Here is a 17,560-nt window from a genome sequence, read left to right as displayed (position 1 = left end):
TGCACCCTGTCTTATTTATAACGATAAAGGTAGTTTGCAATAAAACAAAATAACAAAAAGAAAAACATATAGCCTAACATTTTTGGATAAATTATTGACTGTTGTTTGGTTCGATGTTACGATCACTTTACAAATATTTGCTCTTCATCGAGTGCCTGCGGAAATGTTTGGCGAATATTTTCAATGGCGGGTAAGCCTGCACAATTGCCGCATAGTTCTTAGGGGGGCTGACAGTGAGAACAAAAACACGGCTCAGGACATTGGCGTTATCAGCGATGAGCATTTCGATGCTTGTCGGGCTATTGGGATCCGGACCCCTGACGCGAGCCGAAAGTGAAGCAACAGTATACGAAACGGAAGCGCAAGCCGACGCGTTATTCGAAATGCTGCTGGATCGTCACGGTTATTCGGACTACATCGCCCAGTTTGAAAGCGCTTCCCCTTCTGATCATGAAATTGTTATTGACGCTTCCCGGTTTTCCGCCATGGAGGGGGATGCGTTTGAAATTGTCAGCAATTTCGAAGGAAGGGAAGGCGATTCCCTGCTGACGGGCGAGAAGGGGACTGTGGAATGGACCGTCACTGTGCCGGAAAGCGGGTTGTACCACATTTCGATGCTTTATTATCCGGTTGCCGGAAAAAGCTCAAGCATCGAACGCTCGTTGTTGATTGACGGTGAAGTGCCGTTCGAGGAAGCGGCTTACTTGCAATTCGACCGAATTTGGGACAACGAGCAGGAGGAAGTAAAACAAGATAACCGCGGCAACGACCTTCGTCCGCAGCAGGTTGAGAAACCTGCCTGGCGGGAGATGATGTTTAAAGATTATGAAGGGTATTACGAGGAACCGTTCCAATTTTACTTCACGGCCGGAACCCATAAGATTACTCTCGTATCGCAACGGGAGCCGATGGTCATCGGTCAATTGAAGCTGTTTCAATACAAGGCCCCGGAACCGTATGCAGAGACAGTAAAGCGCTATCAAGAGAAGGGGCTTAAGGAGGCGAAGGACGTATTCATTACGGTTCAGGGCGAAGACGCCGTCGCAAAGTCGTCGCCGACCTTGTATCCGCAAACCGAGCGCTCCTCGCCGGCGGTTTATCCGTACAGCCCTTCGCTTACCAAGGTGAATACGATCGGCGGCTACAACTGGCGTATTCCGGGACAATGGATCGAATGGGAGTTTGAAGTTCCCGAAACGGGCCTTTATAAAATTGCTTTTAAATCGCAGCAAAACTTTGTTAGAGGCATCTACTCGACCCGCAAGCTGACGATTGACGGCCAAGTGCCGTTCAAGGAAATGGAGCGGGTGCCGTTTACATTCAAGAACGGTTACCGTATGGATGTGATGGGCGGGGAAGAGCCGTTCTTGTTCGAATTGGAGAAAGGCAAGCACATTTTGCGGATGGAAGCGAGCCTTGGAGAATTCGCTCCGTTAATTCGCGAGGTGGAGGAAAGCTTGTTCAACCTCAACTCGATGTACCGCAAAATTTTAATGATAACCGGCGCAGCGCCGGACCAGCTCAGAGATTATCGCGTAGAGCAGCAAATTCCGAACTTGCTCGAAACGTTCGCGGCGGAGAGCAAGCGCCTTAACGCAGTGAGCGCGGAGCTTCGCAAATTGTCGGGCGGAAGCAGCGATTCGGAAGCGCTTTTAAAAACGATGGCGATTCAGCTGCAAGAGATGATCGACGAGCCTGATACGATTCCGAGACGCCTAGGTTCCTATAAGACAAATACCGGCGGTCTCGGCACTTGGCTTCTGGATGCCCGTGAGATGCCGCTGGAGATCGATGCGATATACATCGCTTCACCGGACCAAAAGCTGCCAAAGGCCGGCATGGGCTTCTTTGCGGAGCTGAAACATGAGATCGTAACCTTTTTTTACTCGTTCATTATCGATTACAACCAGATCGGCAACGTATCCGGCAATGAAAATAAACGGTCGATAACGGTATGGATCGGAAGCGGACGCGATCAGGCGAACACGCTGAAGGCGATGATCGACGAAACGTTCACGCCGGAGACAGGCATTAACGTCAATTTGAAGCTTGTACAGATGAGCACGCTGCTGCCGGCGACTCTTGCAGGGCAAGGACCCGACGTCGCGATGCAGATCGGCAACGATATTCCGGTCAACTATGCGATGCGGAACGCTGCCGCAGACCTGACCCAATTCGCCGATTTCGAGGACGTCGCCAAGCGGTTCAGGCCGAGCGCTCTCGTACCGTATACGTACGAGAAAGGCGTATACGCGTTGCCCGAGACGCAGACCTTCAACATGCTCTTTTACCGAAAGGACGTATTGAACGAATTGGGATTGACCGTCCCTAATACGTGGGACGACGTTTCCAATCTGCTCGCCATCTTGAATAAGAACCATATGGAATTCGGTTTGCCGCTCGTGATCCAGCCGTCGTACCCGGGCGAAAATATTCCTCCTAACTCGGTTTACGCCATGCTGCTCATGCAGAACGGAGGACAATTTTATCGCAACGGCGGTAAAGAATCCGATCTGGATTCCCGCATCGGCATTGAAACGTTCAAGACGTGGACCGAGTTTTACACGGATTACAAGCTGGAAAGAGAGTTCGATTTCCCGAACCGCTTCAGAACCGGACAAATGCCGATCGGAATCGCGGATTATACGGCCTATAACCAGTTGTCCGTCTTTGCTCCGGAAATTCGCGGCATGTGGGGCTTCGCTCCGGTTCCGGGCACGATGCAGCCCGACGGAACGATTCGCCGGGAAGCGCCGAGCGGCGGAAGCGGAACGCTTATGCTTAACAACGCCAAGGATAAGGAAGCTGCGTGGGAATTCATGAAATGGTGGACCGACAGTCAAACGCAGACCAAATTCGGCCGGGAGATGGAAAGCTTAATGGGAGCGGCGGCGCGCTATCCTACGGCGAATATTGAGGCGCTGGACAGCTTGCCGTGGCCTGTTACCGATTACGAAAATTTGAAAGCGCAGTTCGAATGGGTGCGAGGCATACCCGAAGTGCCGGGCGGATATTTCACAGGCCGTCATTTGAGCAACGCTTTTTATAAAGTGGTTGTGAACGCACAGACGGAGCCAAGGGAAGCGATTGTGGATTACGTTCAATACATTCAGGAAGAAATTCGCGCGAAGCGAAAAGAATTCGGCCTGCCGGAATAAAGGGAGGGAAACGCAAGTGCCTGAAGTCATTCCAAATCAACCGAACCCGGCCGCTTCAGCCTTGAAGCCCGTCGTCCGCAAGGAGACGTGGTGGGAGATAAAAAGGCAGGCCATTAAAGCAAATAAACATTCTTATGTTCTTTTGGCGCCTTATATGCTGCTGTTCGCTATGTTTACGGTGCTGCCGGTCATTATGTCGATTCTGATCAGCTTCACTTATTTCAACATGCTGGAATTCCCGAAATTTATCGGTTGGCAAAATTATTCAAGGTTGTTTCTGGAGGACGATATTTTCTTGATCGCCGTCAAGAACACCTTGTTGTTCGCCGCGATCACCGGACCGGTCAGCTATTTGGCTTGCTTTCTGTTCGCCTGGATCATCAACGATTTGCGTCCGAAGATGCGCGCATTCATGACACTTGTATTTTATGCGCCTTCCATTTCGGGAAACGTCTATTTTATATGGCAAATGATATTTTCCGGCGACAGATACGGTATCATCAACGGTTTATTGATTCGGCTTTCGATCATTCTGGAACCGATTCAGTGGCTGAAAACGGAGGCTTACATTCTAGGCATCATTATTCTCGTACAGCTGTGGTTAAGTCTCGGAACCGGATTCCTCGCGTTTATCGCCGGCTTGCAAACCGTCGATAAGACGCTGTATGAAGCGGGCGCCGTGGACGGCGTCAAAAATCGCTGGCAGGAGCTTTGGTTTATTACGCTGCCTTCGATGAAGCCGCAGCTGATGTTCGGCGCGGTCATTCAGCTGACGACGTCGTTCGCGGTGGCGGACGTATCGATCAACTTGGCCGGATTTCCGAGCGTCAACTATGCGGCTGAGACGATCGTTACGCATTTGATCGATTTCGGAACGATCCGCTTCGAGATGGGCTTCGCTTCGGCGATCGCAACCGTGCTCTTTACGATCATGGTCGGTTCGAACCTGATCATTCAACGACTTCTGCGGAGGGTGGGGGAATAGCGATGAATTTTACATTCCAGCTTCGCAAAAAACGCGTGAACCGCTCTTCCATGGGAAGCTTTTCGATGTTCGCGTTTCTGGCGTTCGTCGGCGCGTTCATGGCGCTTCCGCTCGTATATGCGATAAATGCGGCGTTCAAGCCGCTCGACGAAATATTTTTGTTTCCGCCGACGCTGTTTGTACGCAACCCTACCCTTTCCAACTTCGCGGATCTCATGACATTGCTCGGCAACTCCTGGGTACCGTTTTCGCGATACATTTTCAACACGGTATTTATTACCGGCATGGGCATACTCGGTCACGTCACCTTAGCTTCCGCGGCCGCGTTTCCGCTCGCCAAACACCACTTTCCGGGCAAGAAAATCATGTTCACGACGGTCGTCTTATCCCTCATGTTCACTCCGGCCGTCACGGCCATTCCGAACTATATGATCATGTCCTGGCTCGGCTTTATCGACACCTATTGGGCGGTGATCGTTCCTGCCTTCGCATTCCCGCTCGGACTGTACCTCATGAAGCAGTTCATGGAGCAAATTCCGGATGCGCTGCTCGAGGCGGCCAAGATCGACGGGGCTTCCGAATATCGGATATTTTGGCAGGTTGTGATGCCGAACGTGAAGCCGGCTTGGCTGACGCTGATCATTCTTCTGTTTCAATTGCTATGGGGGACCGACGGCAACGGCTTCATCTACAGCGAGCAGTTGAAGACGCTTCACTTCGCGTCAAACCAGATCATACAAGGCGGAATTGCCCGTGCCGGCGTCGGCGCCGCCGTGGCGTTAATATTAATGAGCGTGCCGATTACGCTGTTCATCTTCTCTCAAAGCCGGATCATCGAAACGATGGCTACGTCCGGCATGAAAGATTAGGGGGGGGGAGAGACGTGAAACTGAAGAAATGGCTTCTCATGATGGCGATCGTTACCGTTGCTGCGGCATCCTCCGTTCCGATCGTCTACGCCGGAGCGCCTTACGAGGCGTATACTTACAATTTTTATCGGGATGCGGTTCCGCTTCCGGCGCCGTTCTTGCCGGACCGCTCCGTATCGGGCAACGATTTGGGGGTCGGAAGCTTCAAAAATCCGAATGACATGTATGTAACGGAGGACGGGTTCATTTATATTCTCGACAGCGGCAACAATCGAATTGTCGTCACTGACGAGCAGTGGAACGTCGTCCGGACGATTACGGCCTTCAACAACAACGGCAAGGAAGATGCATTCAATAATCCCGGCGGCCTGTTCGTAACATTAAACAAGCAAATTTATGTTGCAGATACGGATAACGGCCGGATTATCGTTCTGACGAACGAAGGCGAATTTGTCAAAACGATTGAGAAACCGCAATCCGAAATATTGCCCGCCAACTTTAAGTTTGCTCCGGTCAAGCTGACGGTAGACAAAGCGGGCCGGGTGTTCGTAGTGGCGCGCGGCGTCTTCGAAGGCTTGATGCAGTTTGACGATAAGGGCTTGTTTTTAGGTTACGTCGGTACGATCAATGTGACGTCCAACTTTGCGGATCAGCTTTGGCGCCGGATTGCGACGGATGCGCAGCGCTCACAGATGCAGCTGTTTATTCCGACCGAATTTTCGAGCGTCGACATCGATCATAAGGGCTTTGTTTACTCGACCAACATCGATAAGTTCACGCAAACGCCGATCAAGCGGCTGAATCCTTCTGGCCAGGACGTCATTAAGCGGTTCGGCTATTATCCGAACATGGGCGACGTACGGTTTCGGCAGTTCGGAAACAACGCGGGCCCGTCCAAGCTAACCGATATCAAAGTGATCGGCGGCGGGATGTATACGGTGCTCGATTCGTACCGCGGACGGCTGTTTACGTATAACGACGAGGGCGAGCTTCTGTACGCTTTCGGCGGAAAGGGAACACAGCTCGGATTGTTCAATACGCCGGTTGCAGTAGAAAGAATCGGCGAAAAGCTCGCCGTTCTCGACCGGGGCAGAGGCAACGTCGTCGTGTACCGTCCGACATTGTTCGGAAAAGCGGTTCACAACGCAGTAACTCTTCATTACAACGGAAATGACGATGAAGCGGTAAAGGTTTGGAAAGAAGTGCTTCGGTTGAACTCAAACTATGACATCGCTTATCTCGGGATCGGCAGATCGCTTCTAATGGAGAAGAAAAACAAGGAAGCGATCGAATACTTCGAGCTTGGCATGCAGCGCAAATACTATTCCGTTGCGTTCAAGCGATACCGCAGAGAAGTGATGCAGGAGCACTTCGGTACATTCATGTCCACGCTGACGGTGCTGGCCGTCGCTCTTGTTGCGTTCCTTATCGCTAAGAAATGGAGAATGAGGGGGACTGCGAATCGTGAAGCCTGAGCATTATAAATTTCCGTTCCGTGTCATCCTGCATCCGTTCGACGGATTCTGGGATCTGAAGTATGAAGGAAAAGGCAAAGTAAGAATCGCCCTTATCATACTGGCGCTGCTTGTTCTGAACGTCATCCTTCAAAGGCAATTTTCAGGGTTTCTCGTAAATTTCAACGATCCGCGAAATTTAAACAGCTTGGACGACATTCAATTTACGGTCCTGCCGTTCTTCCTGTTCTGTATCGCCAATTGGTCTATAACGACACTCATGGAGGGCGAAGGCAAGTTTAAGGAAATTGTGATGGCGACCGGCTATGCGCTGCTGCCGCTCGTGATCATCAATATTCCGCTGACCTACATCAGCCGGTTTATGACGCAGGAAGAGACGGCCTTTTATTACTTGTTGAACAGCTTCGCCGGAACATGGTTCCTATTCCTGCTGTTTGTCGGCATTATGACGGTTCATCAATATACCGCAGTCAAAACCGTTATTACGCTGGGGCTTAGCGTCATAGCGATGGGAATCGTCGTATTTTTGGGAACGCTTGCATTCAGTATGGCTACCCAAATTTATTATTTCATTCTGAACATTTACCGCGAACTTATATTCCGGATGTAAAGGAGGCCGCCCACTTGAGATCACGGACAAAATGGTATGCGGCACTGGCTTTCGTACTGGTTGCCGGCATCGCTGCCTTATTGATCTACTATATAAATAAAGGCGTTCCGGCAATCCAAACGGCTTCCTACATCGAAAGGACGGCTGAGCCCGTACAGGCGACGGAGCTGACGTTTAAGCCCGATCCATCGAATGCGGTGCCGGGCATGAAGCTTGTCGCGGATAATGATGCGCTCGCTCTTTACTTCCATCCGGAAACGACCGAATTTGCCGTGATGGACAAAAAAAGCCGTAAAGTTTGGCGGAGTAACCCGGAAAACCGGAATGAAGACAGCTTGGCGTCTCCGTTCGAGAAGGAATCGCTCTCATCGCAGCTCGTCATTACGTACAGAAATTCCATGGGGACGATTTATACGTTCTCGAACTTCGCGCAAAGCATCAATCGGGGGCAGTTTCAAGCGGAGAGCATCGAGAACGGAATACGCATTACCTATACGCTCGGCGATCTGTCGCTCGGCATCGACGCTCTTCCGAAGCTGATCAGCAAGCAGCGGATGGAGGAAAAGGTGCTTAGCAAGCTGGATAAAGCAACGGCGGATTATGTAATGAACCGGTATTACCCGCTGGAATCGAACCCGGACGTTCTGGAGCGGCTCGATACGGCCGTCGAAAGAGCGCTTGTGTTGAAGAGAATGCTCCAAGCATTCGAGAACGCAGGGTATACGGAAGAGGACCTCGCGGTTGACAATGATGAGAACGGAATCGGCGGAGGGGCCGGCGGGAACAAGCCGAAATTTACGATTCCGCTTGAGCTTCGGCTGGACGGGGGCTCGCTCGTCGTTACGGTTCCCGCCGGACAAATTGAAGAGAGCCAAGGATACCGAATCCGCATGATAAGTTTACTCGGATTTTTCGGAGCGGCAGGCACGGATGAGCAAGGCTACATGCTCGTGCCTGACGGAACAGGCAGCTTGATCTATCTAAATAACGGAAAGACGGGTCAAGAGGTTTATGCGCAGCGTGTATACGGCGAAGACGAGAACGATAACAGCGGCCGGAGAGGCCAAGTAGCCGAAACGGTGCGGTTGCCGGTATTCGGTCTGAAATCCGGCGACAACGCTTGGTTCGCCGTGATCGATCAAGGCGATGCCATTGCGAGCATCAACGCGGATATTAGCGGGCGCAACAATTCTTACAACAACGTCTACCCCGGCTTTGCAATTCGCGGCGAGGATGAGCTTGAGCTTTACAAGGGCACCAAAGTGGAAGAAATTCAATTGCTCACCGACAACCGATATGAAGGAAACCTCCAAGTTCGTTACAGCTTCCTTTCCGGCAAAGAAGCGAGCTACTCGGGCATGGCTAAGCATTATCGGGAAGCACTGGAGAAACAAGGAAAGCTGAAGCCGCTTGAATCGGAAGGCGATATGCCGTTTTTCCTTAGCGTTCTCGGCGCGGTCGACAAGCGCAAAACGTTTCTCGGCGTTCCGTATAACGGCATGATTGCGATGACGTCATTCGAGGATGCCGGCAGCATCGCCGACCGTTTGAAAGCCGACGGGGTTTCCAACCTCCGCATGCGTTATGTCGGGTGGTTCAACGGCGGAATGAATCATAAAGTGCCGGACAAGGTGAAGGTAGACGGAGTGCTAGGCGGAAAGAAGGCGTTCGAAACGCTCGCCGGAAAGCTGGAGTCGATGGGAGGCAAGCTTTACCCGGACGTTGCGTTCCAGCATGTGTACCGGGATACTCTCGGCTTCTCTCCGGCAGCCGATGCCGCACGATTTGTGACCCGCGAAGAAGCGATGAGAACGCCATACAATCGCGCATTCAACTCGATGGATTACGACTTGGGCACTTATTATTTAATGTCGCCGGCGAAGCTGCCTTACTACGTGGACCGATTCATGGACCGATACAAGGGATTAGGCATTGATGCGGTTTCGCTTCGAGACTTGGGCGATCTCGTGCATGCCGACTACCGCGTCGACCGCGTCATCTTCCGTGAAACGTCCAAAGCGATCGCGGAAGAGCAATTAAAGAAGATGAAGGAGCAATACGATGATGTGCTGATTGCCGGAGGAAACTCGTATGCGCTCCCCTTTGCCGATCAGCTGGTCAACGTTCCGACCTCAACGAGCATGTTCAATATTACGGATGAGGAAGTGCCGTTCTACCAAATGGTCGTTCACGGTTATGCGGATTACGCCGGGGCGCCGATCAATTTGAATGATGAGCAAGACGTTCATGCGCATTTGCTGCGATCGATCGAGCTTGGAGCGGCGCCGCATTTCCTCTGGTCCAACGAATCGTCGGCAAAGCTGAAATTTACCCGATACGATACGATGTACTCGACCCAATACTCTTCTTGGTATGACCAGGCGGTCGATATGTACAAAAAAGTGAACGAAACGCTTTCGGGTCTTCGCAGGGTGAAAATCGAAAACCACATCCGTCATGCCAATGGCGTGGTGGAAGTGCAATATGAGAACGGAATCTCCTTGTATATCAACTATACGGACCGGCCGGTAACGGTTAACGGAACAAGAATCGATGCACAAAATTTCACGGTAGGCGGTGAAAGCCAATGAAGGTGAGAAGAATCACACTAACGCATAAAAGAGCGCTTCTCGGGTTTTCCTTTATCCTACCTTGGTTCATCGGCTTCATATTTTTGTTTGCCGCGCCGCTCGTACAGTCGATTAACTTCAGCTTAAACGAGCTGATTATTGCGCCGGGCGGGTATGAGCTGAAATTTATCGGGCTGAAAAACTTTACGGATGCCTTGTTCGTCGACGCCAACTTCAACCGAATTTTAACCGAATCCGTAACCCAGATGGCTTGGAGCGTGCCGATGATCTTATTTTTCAGCTTGTTTTCAGCTGCATTGCTGAACCAAAAGTTTAGAGGGCGGCCGCTTGCCAGAGCGATTTTCTTCCTTCCGGTAATTTTGGCTTCGGGTGCGATCGCTTCCGCAGAATCGTCGGGTTTGATCAGCATGACGGGCAGTTCCCAGGTTGCGGAGGAGCTCGGCAAGATGCAAAGCGGCTTCGACACGCTGTCGCTTGTGTTTCTATTAGACAACGCTGGCTTTCCGGGATGGTTTATCGACTACATCGTCGATGGAGTCATGCAGATTTATCAAATCATCCGGAGTTCGGGGGTTCAAATATTAATATTCCTTGCCGCGCTGCAATCGGTTCCCCAAGCGATGTATGAGGTTGCGAAGATTGAAGGAGCGACGCCGTATGAATCGTTCTGGAAAATTACGTTTCCGATGGTAAGCCCGCTCATTTTGACAAATGTCATTTACACGATTATCGATTCATTCTCCAACAGCAAAGTGACTCAAACGATTTATTCGACGGCGTTCCAGGCGCAAAACTTCGGGCTAAGCGCGGCCATGGCCTGGCTTTATACTTTAGTGGTCAGTGTGATTCTCATCGTTATCGGAGTGCTGATTTCCAGAAGAGTGTTTTACTACAACTGATAATCGTCGAAGGGAGGGATTGACCATGGAAATATCAAAAACGAAACAAAACGCAATGCTCGTTTATCGGCTGCAAAGGACAAAAAACAAATCGTTCGACTGGTTGTGGGCGATCGCCCGAGCCGTTCTAGTTATAGGGATTTCGTTCGTCATTGTATACCCGCTGCTAAATAAAATTTCCGTTGCGTTCAAAGATAAGCAAGACATCTATAACCCTACGATTTACATGGTGCCGGTCCACTTCACGCTTGAGAACTTCAAGCTGGCGATCCAGGTGCTCGATTATTGGTCGTTGCTCGGAAATACGCTGCTGTTCGTAGTCGTGATGACGCTGCTGCAAACAGCCTCCTGCGCGCTGGCCGGGTATGGGTTCGCTCGGTTTGCGTTTCCGGGCAGCAATATTTTGTTTACGCTCGTTGTTCTGACGATTCTCATTCCGATGAGCACGTTGATGGTGCCGATGTACCTGCATTTCCGCAGCTTTGACATTCTTGGCATCGTTACGCTCGTCACCGGCAAAGATGGAATCAGCCTGCTCAATACGTATTGGCCGTCCATGATTACGTCGGCAACCGCGAACGGGTTGAAGTCCGGCTTGTACATCTATATTTTCCGGCAGTTTTTCAGAGGGCTTCCGAAGGAGATCGAAGAATCGGCTCTGATCGACGGAGCAGGCGGGTATAGGACGTTCTTCAGCATTATGCTGCCGAATTCGATTCCCGCACTGATGACCGTCATGCTGTTCGCCTTCGTATGGCAGTATAACGACACGTTCTATACGTCTTTGTTCATGAGCGAAAGCGCCTTGATGTCGATCAAAATCGCTGCATTTCCCGCCAATGTCGGCCAGTATTTGCCGGGCATCCTGGGAATCGCTTCAAACCCCGAGATAAAGGCGGATCCGAACCATGTCGCCATGATTGTCGATACGGGAATATTGCTGGCAATTGCGCCGCTCATCGTCATGTACTTGTTCGTCCAGCGATACTTCGTAGAGAGCGTAGAACGTACGGGGGTAGTAGGTTAATCAAAGGAGAGACAAAGCGATGACACAACAAAAGGCGGCATGGAAAAATCGGTTTCAAGTAAAGCCGAAATTGATTAACCCGAATGCCGACGATTGCGCCAAGCGATTGATGGCTTACTTATGCGACGTGTACGGCCGGCGTATGCTGACAGGGCAGCAAATCGGCGTTCTCTCGACCCCGGAGATGGATGTGATTCGCCGCGAAACGGGCAAATACCCGGCCGTAGGCGGCTTTGATTTCATGAACGATTCTCCGTCCAGAGTCGAACGGGGAACGAAGGGAACGGATACGGAGCTGGCGCTGAAATGGTGGCGGGACGGGGGGATCGTCACCTTCTGCTGGCACTGGAACGCGCCGAAGCATTTGATCGACCGCCCGCCCGACAACGGTTGGCATCGAGGATTTTATACGAGCGCAACAACGTTTGATATCGCTAAAGCGATGGATGATCCGTCATCCGAGGAATACGGATTGCTCATCCGGGATATCGACGCGATTTCGGCTTGCTTAATCCGTCTACGGGAAGCGGGGGTGCCGGTGCTTTGGCGGCCGCTGCACGAAGCGTCCGGCGGCTGGTTTTGGTGGGGAGCGAAGGGGCCGGAGCCGTGCATCAAGCTTTGGAAGCTGATGTTTGACCGGATGACGAACGTGCATCGGCTGCATAACTTGATTTGGGTTTGGAACGGCCAGCATAAAGACTGGTATCCGGGAGACGAATTTGTCGACATCATCGGGGAAGACATCTATCCCCCCGAAAGGAATTACGGCTCGAATGTCGAGCGGTTCCGACAAGCTCTTTCCTATACAAATACGAACAAAATTATCGCATTGTCGGAAAACGGGCCGCTTCCGGATCCGGACCGATGTGTAGAGGACGGAGCGTTATGGGCGTGGAATTGCACATGGTACGGCACATTCGTGCACCGTCAAGATGAAGCGGGCCGAACCGTGCTCTCCGAGCAATATACGGAGCGTCATATGCTGCTCAAATTTTACGAGCATCCTTTCACGGTGACGCGCGACGAGCTGCCCGATCTGACGTCGTATCCTTTGCACGACATAAAGTAATGGGAGGTTATTATAGTGAATTATCGCGTATTGACGGCAGAAGACGTTGAACATTTTATCGAATACGGCTGGGTGATGCTGAAGGAGGCATTTGCGCGCGAGGACGCGTTGGCCGCCCAGGATTATTTGTGGAATAAGGTGGAGGAGAGAGGCGTTCTGCGGAACGACCCTTCCACCTGGACGCAGCCGATGGTGCAAATCAATGAAAACTACACCGACGGCCCGTTCCCGCGCTGCAACTCCAAGCGTCTCGGCGACGCGATCGAGGATTTAATCGGGCACGGCCGCTGGGCGAACCGGACGGTTTACGGCGAGACGGACACGTTAAGCGGCTTCGGGTGGTGGCCGGTCAATTTTTCGCGTGATGCAGACAAACCGTGGACCGTGCCGGTCGGCGGCTGGCATTGGGACGGCATCCACTTCCGCCATTATATCGATAGCCCCGAGCAAGGATTGCTCTGTCTTTGTCTCTTCTCCGACATCCGCCATCAAGGAGGAGGGACGTTCGTAGCGGAAGGCTCGCATAAGGTAGTCGCTAAATTTCTGGAACGGTATCCGGAAGGTTTGGAGCTTAACGAAGCGATCGGCATGCTGAACCGCGAGCATCCGTGGTTGGCGGATCTGACAGGCGCCAACAAAGAGCGCGAGGAGCTTTGCATGCCGCCGGAGGAAGCGGCCCGGTATCGAATCGATAAGTTTATGAATCGGGTAACTGTCGATGAGAACGGCTTTCGGCTTCGTGTGATCGAAACGACCGGAGAACCGGGTGACGCGATTTTGTGCCATCCGTTCCTGTATCATTCCGCCTCCCAAAATAAGCTTCGCGTACCGAGGTTCATGTGCAACCGCACGACTCCGCTGCGCGAGAAGCTTGAGCTGCGGCGGGAATCCCCCGATGAGCATTCGCCGCTTGAACGCAGCATCCGGCTTGCGCTAGGGTACGAAGCGGCGTCGTTAGCATAGAAGGGGGAACCGGATAAGATGAGGGACTTGTTTATTAAAGGGATGACGTGGGGCTGGGGAGGCAAGCGCAACGATTACCGGACGCCGGAGGCGGCGGATTCCTTGAAGAAGCTGCGGGAGATGGGCTGCGAATGGGTGGCGCTGTCGTTTTGGACGTGGCAGGATTCGGTTCATTCCACATCGATTCCGTTCGATTACGGCTATACGGTGACGGACCGCGACTTGACCGCTGCGGTGCAAGAAGCGAAGAGGCTTGGGCTCAAGGTTTGCTTGAAGCCGGTCGTGAACTCGCGGGACGGGATTTGGCGGGCGCATATCGGCTTCCCCGCGGAGGAAAGCGCCTCGCATCCGTATTGGGATCAGTGGTTCGCTTCGTATACGAACTTCCTTGTCCACTATGCGGAGCTTGCCGAGGAGCTCGGCTGCGAGATGTTTTGCGTCGGCTGCGAAATGGTGAAGACGGAGCCGCAGTCCGAGCGGTGGCGTTCTACGATTGCCCGCGTTCGGGAAGCTTTTTCCGGACCGCTGATCTATAACGCAAATCACGGGAAAGAGGAAGGCGTGGCGTGGTTCGATGCGGTGGACGTAATCGGTACGAGTGCTTATTATCCGGTCGGAAGCGTTCCCGGCGACACGGAGGAAAACATGATCGCCAAGTGGCTGCCGGTACGCGAGAAGATGGAGCGTCTCCACCGCAAATTCAACAAACCGGTCGTCTTTATGGAAATCGGCTGCCGCAGCGCGCACGGCTGCGCCACGATGCCGTGGGATTTTACGCATCGGGACCTTCCTTTCGACGAGGAGGAGCAGGTGAACTTTTACAGCTCCGTGCTTAAAGTATTCTGGGATCAGCCTTGGTTCGGAGGCTTCTTTTGGTGGGATTGGAGCGTAAAGCTGTACCCGCTGGAACAGGCCAAAACCAACCGGGGATTTGATATTTACGGGAAAAAGGCCGGGGAAATAGTGGAGCAATGGTACGCAAAGCAAGCGTAATTTAATTATATAAATTATTAATAGAATAAAAAATAAAACTAGTTAAGCGACTGCTGCCAGTCTTATTTTTTATAGTTTAATATTAATGTTATTAAGTTTTTGTTTCCTCTGCTTGTAGATGGCCGTCCAGACGATCGATAATTCCCCGGTAAAGCCCGCCGTTACGGCAAAAACGCCGATCAATCCGTTCCAATGCGGTACCGCGGCGACTAAAGAGACAAGGGTAACGATTGCGAATGAAGCGTTGGCGATTTGCGACCAAACGAAGATGTTTGTTTTTCGGAGGAGCATTAGCATGCCGTTGCCGAAGTCAAGCCAGGGCAGAACGACGGCAAGCAATAAATACGCTTTGAGCACGGCGGCTGTCGCAGTCAGCAAATTTCCCTGCAACCCAAGGATGCCGGATAATATGATCGTTTCGAGCGGAGTCCAGCTGATGACTGCCAGCAATGCAATAGGAATTACGCTGACAATCGCTTGAAATCTACGGACAAGCTCGGGCGAGCCGCTATAAAAGTTCAAGACAATTTGATGGATATAAGTGAAAAAGCTCATGACCAGGTTGAACAGACTCGATGCAACGGCGAAGGAAGCGACGGCAAGCTCGATATTCGAAGTTTTGCCCAGCAGCGCATTGACGGCGGGCTGTATCGTAACGGCGATGAATGAGGAGTACAGCAGCGGCTTATAAAAACCGAAAATATGCTTTTTGCTCGTAACCGTGTGGCGCTCCAGCCGTTCGGGCAGCTTGCGGACAAGAGATTTCCCCTCAATCGAGCTGACCAGCATTTCAATGCACATGCCCGATGCAAATATAATCGCACCGACCGACGCGCTGTTCACTTGATTCGTATGTATAAAATATTGCGATAACGCGAACATGCCGAGGAGTCGTACGGCCATGCCGATCGTGAGCCATTTCGTCCGCATATGGGTAATAATGACGCCGTGGTATAGGCAGCGCATGGCCGAAAACACGCTAACCCACATAAAGAAGCGGTACCCTTCCAAGACGGCGGGAACCTTTTCCGCCCCGATGCCGTACAAGTAGCGGAAAATGAAGTAGCCGACAGGGGTATAGCTGACGACCGCGCCGAAAGCGACGGTCGACGCGATCAGGATGTAAGTAACCCCCGACATCGCCCGAAACGACAGACGGTCTCTGACTAAAGCGGAGCACGTTTGCCTGACCAGTACGGCCGGCCGTTCCGTGAGCAGAAACAAGCTGTTTCCGATCGCATAGCTCGCAATGATCAATTCGGGATGCGCCGCCTTCGATAAGGTGGCATTGATGATGACGTGCGAGATCGTAACTAAACAGGAGGAAAGACCGAGCGGCAGGAAAAAGGCGATCAACGTCGCCATCGTACGCGACTGTCCGGTTGGCAGCTTCTCGGTTTGGCGGATCGTTTGAGCGGACATTGGCAGCTTCCTCCGGTTCGCAATCATTCATGCGTTGTTTTCATTCCATCATTGTATCATGAAATGGTCCATTATGGCGGTTTAGGCAGTTGTCACCATTTTAAACGGATGGGAATATGGTGTTTTCGTGGGCATGGAAATCCGATAAAGGAAAGGCAGTGAGCGATTTATAAGGAAAACATATAAATAATTGAAAATTTTCTTATATGCTATTGACAGTACGGGATGAAACATGGTAAAAAATGAACATAATACCCACTGAACCAATTGGAATTATGGGTATTAATAATGTCGACCGGACCACTGGAGACATAATCACGCGCCGTTCCTATGTGATTATGTTTTTTTTATACCCGCAGCAAGGAACCGCGCTTAACTAAACCTTGAGGGAGTGTAAAAGAGAATGATAAGAAGTTTCCGTCCGGTGGTCTGGTTGATGATGGCATTACTTATGGTGTTGACGGCATGCGGAACGAATGAGAAACAATCCGCTTCCGGCGCGATTTCAGCAAAGGAAGAACCGACCGCTCAATCGAAGCCTAAAGTCGAATTGTTGAATGTTTCTTATGACCCTACGAGAGAGTTGTATGCACAATTCAATGCGGCATTCGCGAAGTATTGGAAGGAGACGCAGCATCAGGAGGTCGTAATCAAACAGTCGCACGGCGGCTCCGGCAAGCAAGGCAGGGCGGTGATCGACGGTCTGAAGGCGGATGTCGTAACGTTGGCGCTCGCGTACGATATCGACGAAATCCGCAATGCGGGACTCATTGAAGAAGGATGGCAATCGGAGCTTGAAAACAACAGCTCGCCTTACACCTCTACGATTGTGTTTCTTGTCCGCAAAGGGAATCCGAAGGGGATCAAGGATTGGGACGATTTGATCAAGGACGGCGTTGAGGTGATTACGCCGAATCCGAAGACGTCGGGCGGCGCCCGCTGGAACTATTTAGCCGCTTGGGGGTACGCGCTCCGCAAAAACGGCGGCGACGAGGAGAAGGCGAAGGAGTTCGTGGCCGCACTGTTCAAAAATGTGCCCGTGCTTGATTCGGGCGCAAGAGGCTCCACCACGACATTCGTTGAGCGCGGAATCGGCGACGTATTGATTGCTTGGGAAAATGAAGCGTATTTGTCGCTAAACGAGCTCGGCAAAGACGAGTTTGAAGTCGTCGTGCCGACGATCAGCATTTTGGCGGAGCCGCCGGTTGCCGTCGTAGATAAAAATGTGGACGGAACAAGAGAGGTCGCGGAGGCGTACTTGAACTACTTGTACACGGAGGAAGGCCAGACGATCGCCGCCAAAAACTATTACCGTCCGACGTTAGCTTCGGTGGCGGAACAATTTGCCGATCAGTTTCCGGCAATCGACATGCTGACGATCGACGGCGATTTCGGCGGCTGGACGGAAGCTCAAAGCAAGCATTTCAGCGACGGAGGAATTTTTGATCAGATATATACTCCGCAATGATATGAAATGAGTAATGCTACAAAGAAAGATC

The 17,560-nt window shown here is 51.7% G+C and carries 13 protein-coding genes; 12 read left to right on the top strand and 1 reads right to left on the bottom strand.

Annotated features, from left to right (window positions below):
• Positions 1-233 precede the first annotated feature (233 nt).
• The 11 genes from PT964_RS00250 to PT964_RS00200 all read left to right on the top strand — a co-directional run bounded on the left by PT964_RS00250 (position 234) and on the right by PT964_RS00200 (position 14,639).
• A complete protein-coding gene (locus PT964_RS00250) occupies positions 234-3,158 on the top strand; it encodes an extracellular solute-binding protein (RefSeq protein ID WP_425262644.1) in 2,925 nt (974 codons plus the stop codon).
• Positions 3,159-3,219: 61 nt separating this feature from the next.
• On the top strand, positions 3,220-4,143 hold the full coding sequence (locus PT964_RS00245) for a carbohydrate ABC transporter permease (RefSeq protein ID WP_274361625.1): 924 nt from the start codon (positions 3,220-3,222) through the stop codon (positions 4,141-4,143).
• A gap of 2 nt (positions 4,144-4,145) precedes the next feature.
• Positions 4,146-5,012, top strand: coding sequence for a carbohydrate ABC transporter permease (locus PT964_RS00240; RefSeq protein WP_274361296.1), 867 nt, complete (start codon positions 4,146-4,148; stop codon positions 5,010-5,012).
• 14 nt (positions 5,013-5,026) lie between these two features.
• A complete protein-coding gene (locus PT964_RS00235) occupies positions 5,027-6,487 on the top strand; it encodes an NHL repeat-containing protein (RefSeq protein WP_274361295.1) in 1,461 nt (486 codons plus the stop codon).
• Positions 6,477-7,097 (top strand): Yip1 family protein, encoded by a 621-nt coding sequence (locus PT964_RS00230; protein ID WP_274361294.1) that lies wholly within the window; start codon positions 6,477-6,479, stop codon positions 7,095-7,097. The genes PT964_RS00235 and PT964_RS00230 overlap by 11 nt, the downstream gene beginning before the upstream one ends.
• A gap of 14 nt (positions 7,098-7,111) precedes the next feature.
• Positions 7,112-9,688 (top strand): DUF5696 domain-containing protein, encoded by a 2,577-nt coding sequence (locus PT964_RS00225; protein ID WP_274361293.1) that lies wholly within the window; start codon positions 7,112-7,114, stop codon positions 9,686-9,688.
• Positions 9,685-10,587 carry a carbohydrate ABC transporter permease gene (locus PT964_RS00220; protein WP_274361292.1) on the top strand — a complete coding sequence of 301 codons (903 nt, stop codon included), beginning with the start codon at positions 9,685-9,687 and terminating at the stop codon, positions 10,585-10,587. Before PT964_RS00225 ends, PT964_RS00220 begins: the two co-directional genes overlap by 4 nt.
• A 25-nt stretch (positions 10,588-10,612) precedes the next feature.
• Positions 10,613-11,614, top strand: a complete 1,002-nt coding sequence (locus PT964_RS00215) for a carbohydrate ABC transporter permease (RefSeq protein WP_274361291.1) — start codon at positions 10,613-10,615, stop codon at positions 11,612-11,614.
• A 19-nt stretch (positions 11,615-11,633) separates the two neighbouring features.
• Positions 11,634-12,683: a glycosyl hydrolase gene (locus tag PT964_RS00210; RefSeq protein ID WP_274361290.1), complete on the top strand. Its 1,050-nt coding sequence runs from the start codon at positions 11,634-11,636 to the stop codon at positions 12,681-12,683.
• Positions 12,684-12,698: 15 nt separating this feature from the next.
• A complete protein-coding gene (locus PT964_RS00205) occupies positions 12,699-13,646 on the top strand; it encodes a hypothetical protein (protein ID WP_274361289.1) in 948 nt (315 codons plus the stop codon).
• Positions 13,647-13,664: 18 nt separating this feature from the next.
• A complete protein-coding gene (locus PT964_RS00200) occupies positions 13,665-14,639 on the top strand; it encodes a glycoside hydrolase family 113 (protein ID WP_274361288.1) in 975 nt (324 codons plus the stop codon).
• A gap of 69 nt (positions 14,640-14,708) precedes the next feature.
• On the opposite strand, the gene PT964_RS00195 is transcribed toward PT964_RS00200, so the two are convergent.
• Positions 14,709-16,061: a multi antimicrobial extrusion protein MatE gene (locus PT964_RS00195; RefSeq protein WP_274361287.1), complete on the bottom strand. Its 1,353-nt coding sequence runs from the start codon at positions 16,059-16,061 to the stop codon at positions 14,709-14,711.
• 436 nt (positions 16,062-16,497) lie between these two features.
• Here PT964_RS00195 and PT964_RS00190 point away from each other — a divergent pair, with 436 nt between their 5' ends.
• Positions 16,498-17,529 carry a sulfate ABC transporter substrate-binding protein gene (locus PT964_RS00190; protein WP_425262643.1) on the top strand — a complete coding sequence of 344 codons (1,032 nt, stop codon included), beginning with the start codon at positions 16,498-16,500 and terminating at the stop codon, positions 17,527-17,529.
• Positions 17,530-17,560: the final 31 nt, after the last annotated feature.

It is taken from the genome of Paenibacillus thermotolerans, from assembly GCF_028745515.1.
GTDB classification, from domain to species: Bacteria; Bacillota; Bacilli; order Paenibacillales; family YIM-B00363; genus Paenibacillus_AE; species Paenibacillus_AE thermotolerans.
This window is presented reverse-complemented; position numbering and strand designations above follow the sequence as displayed.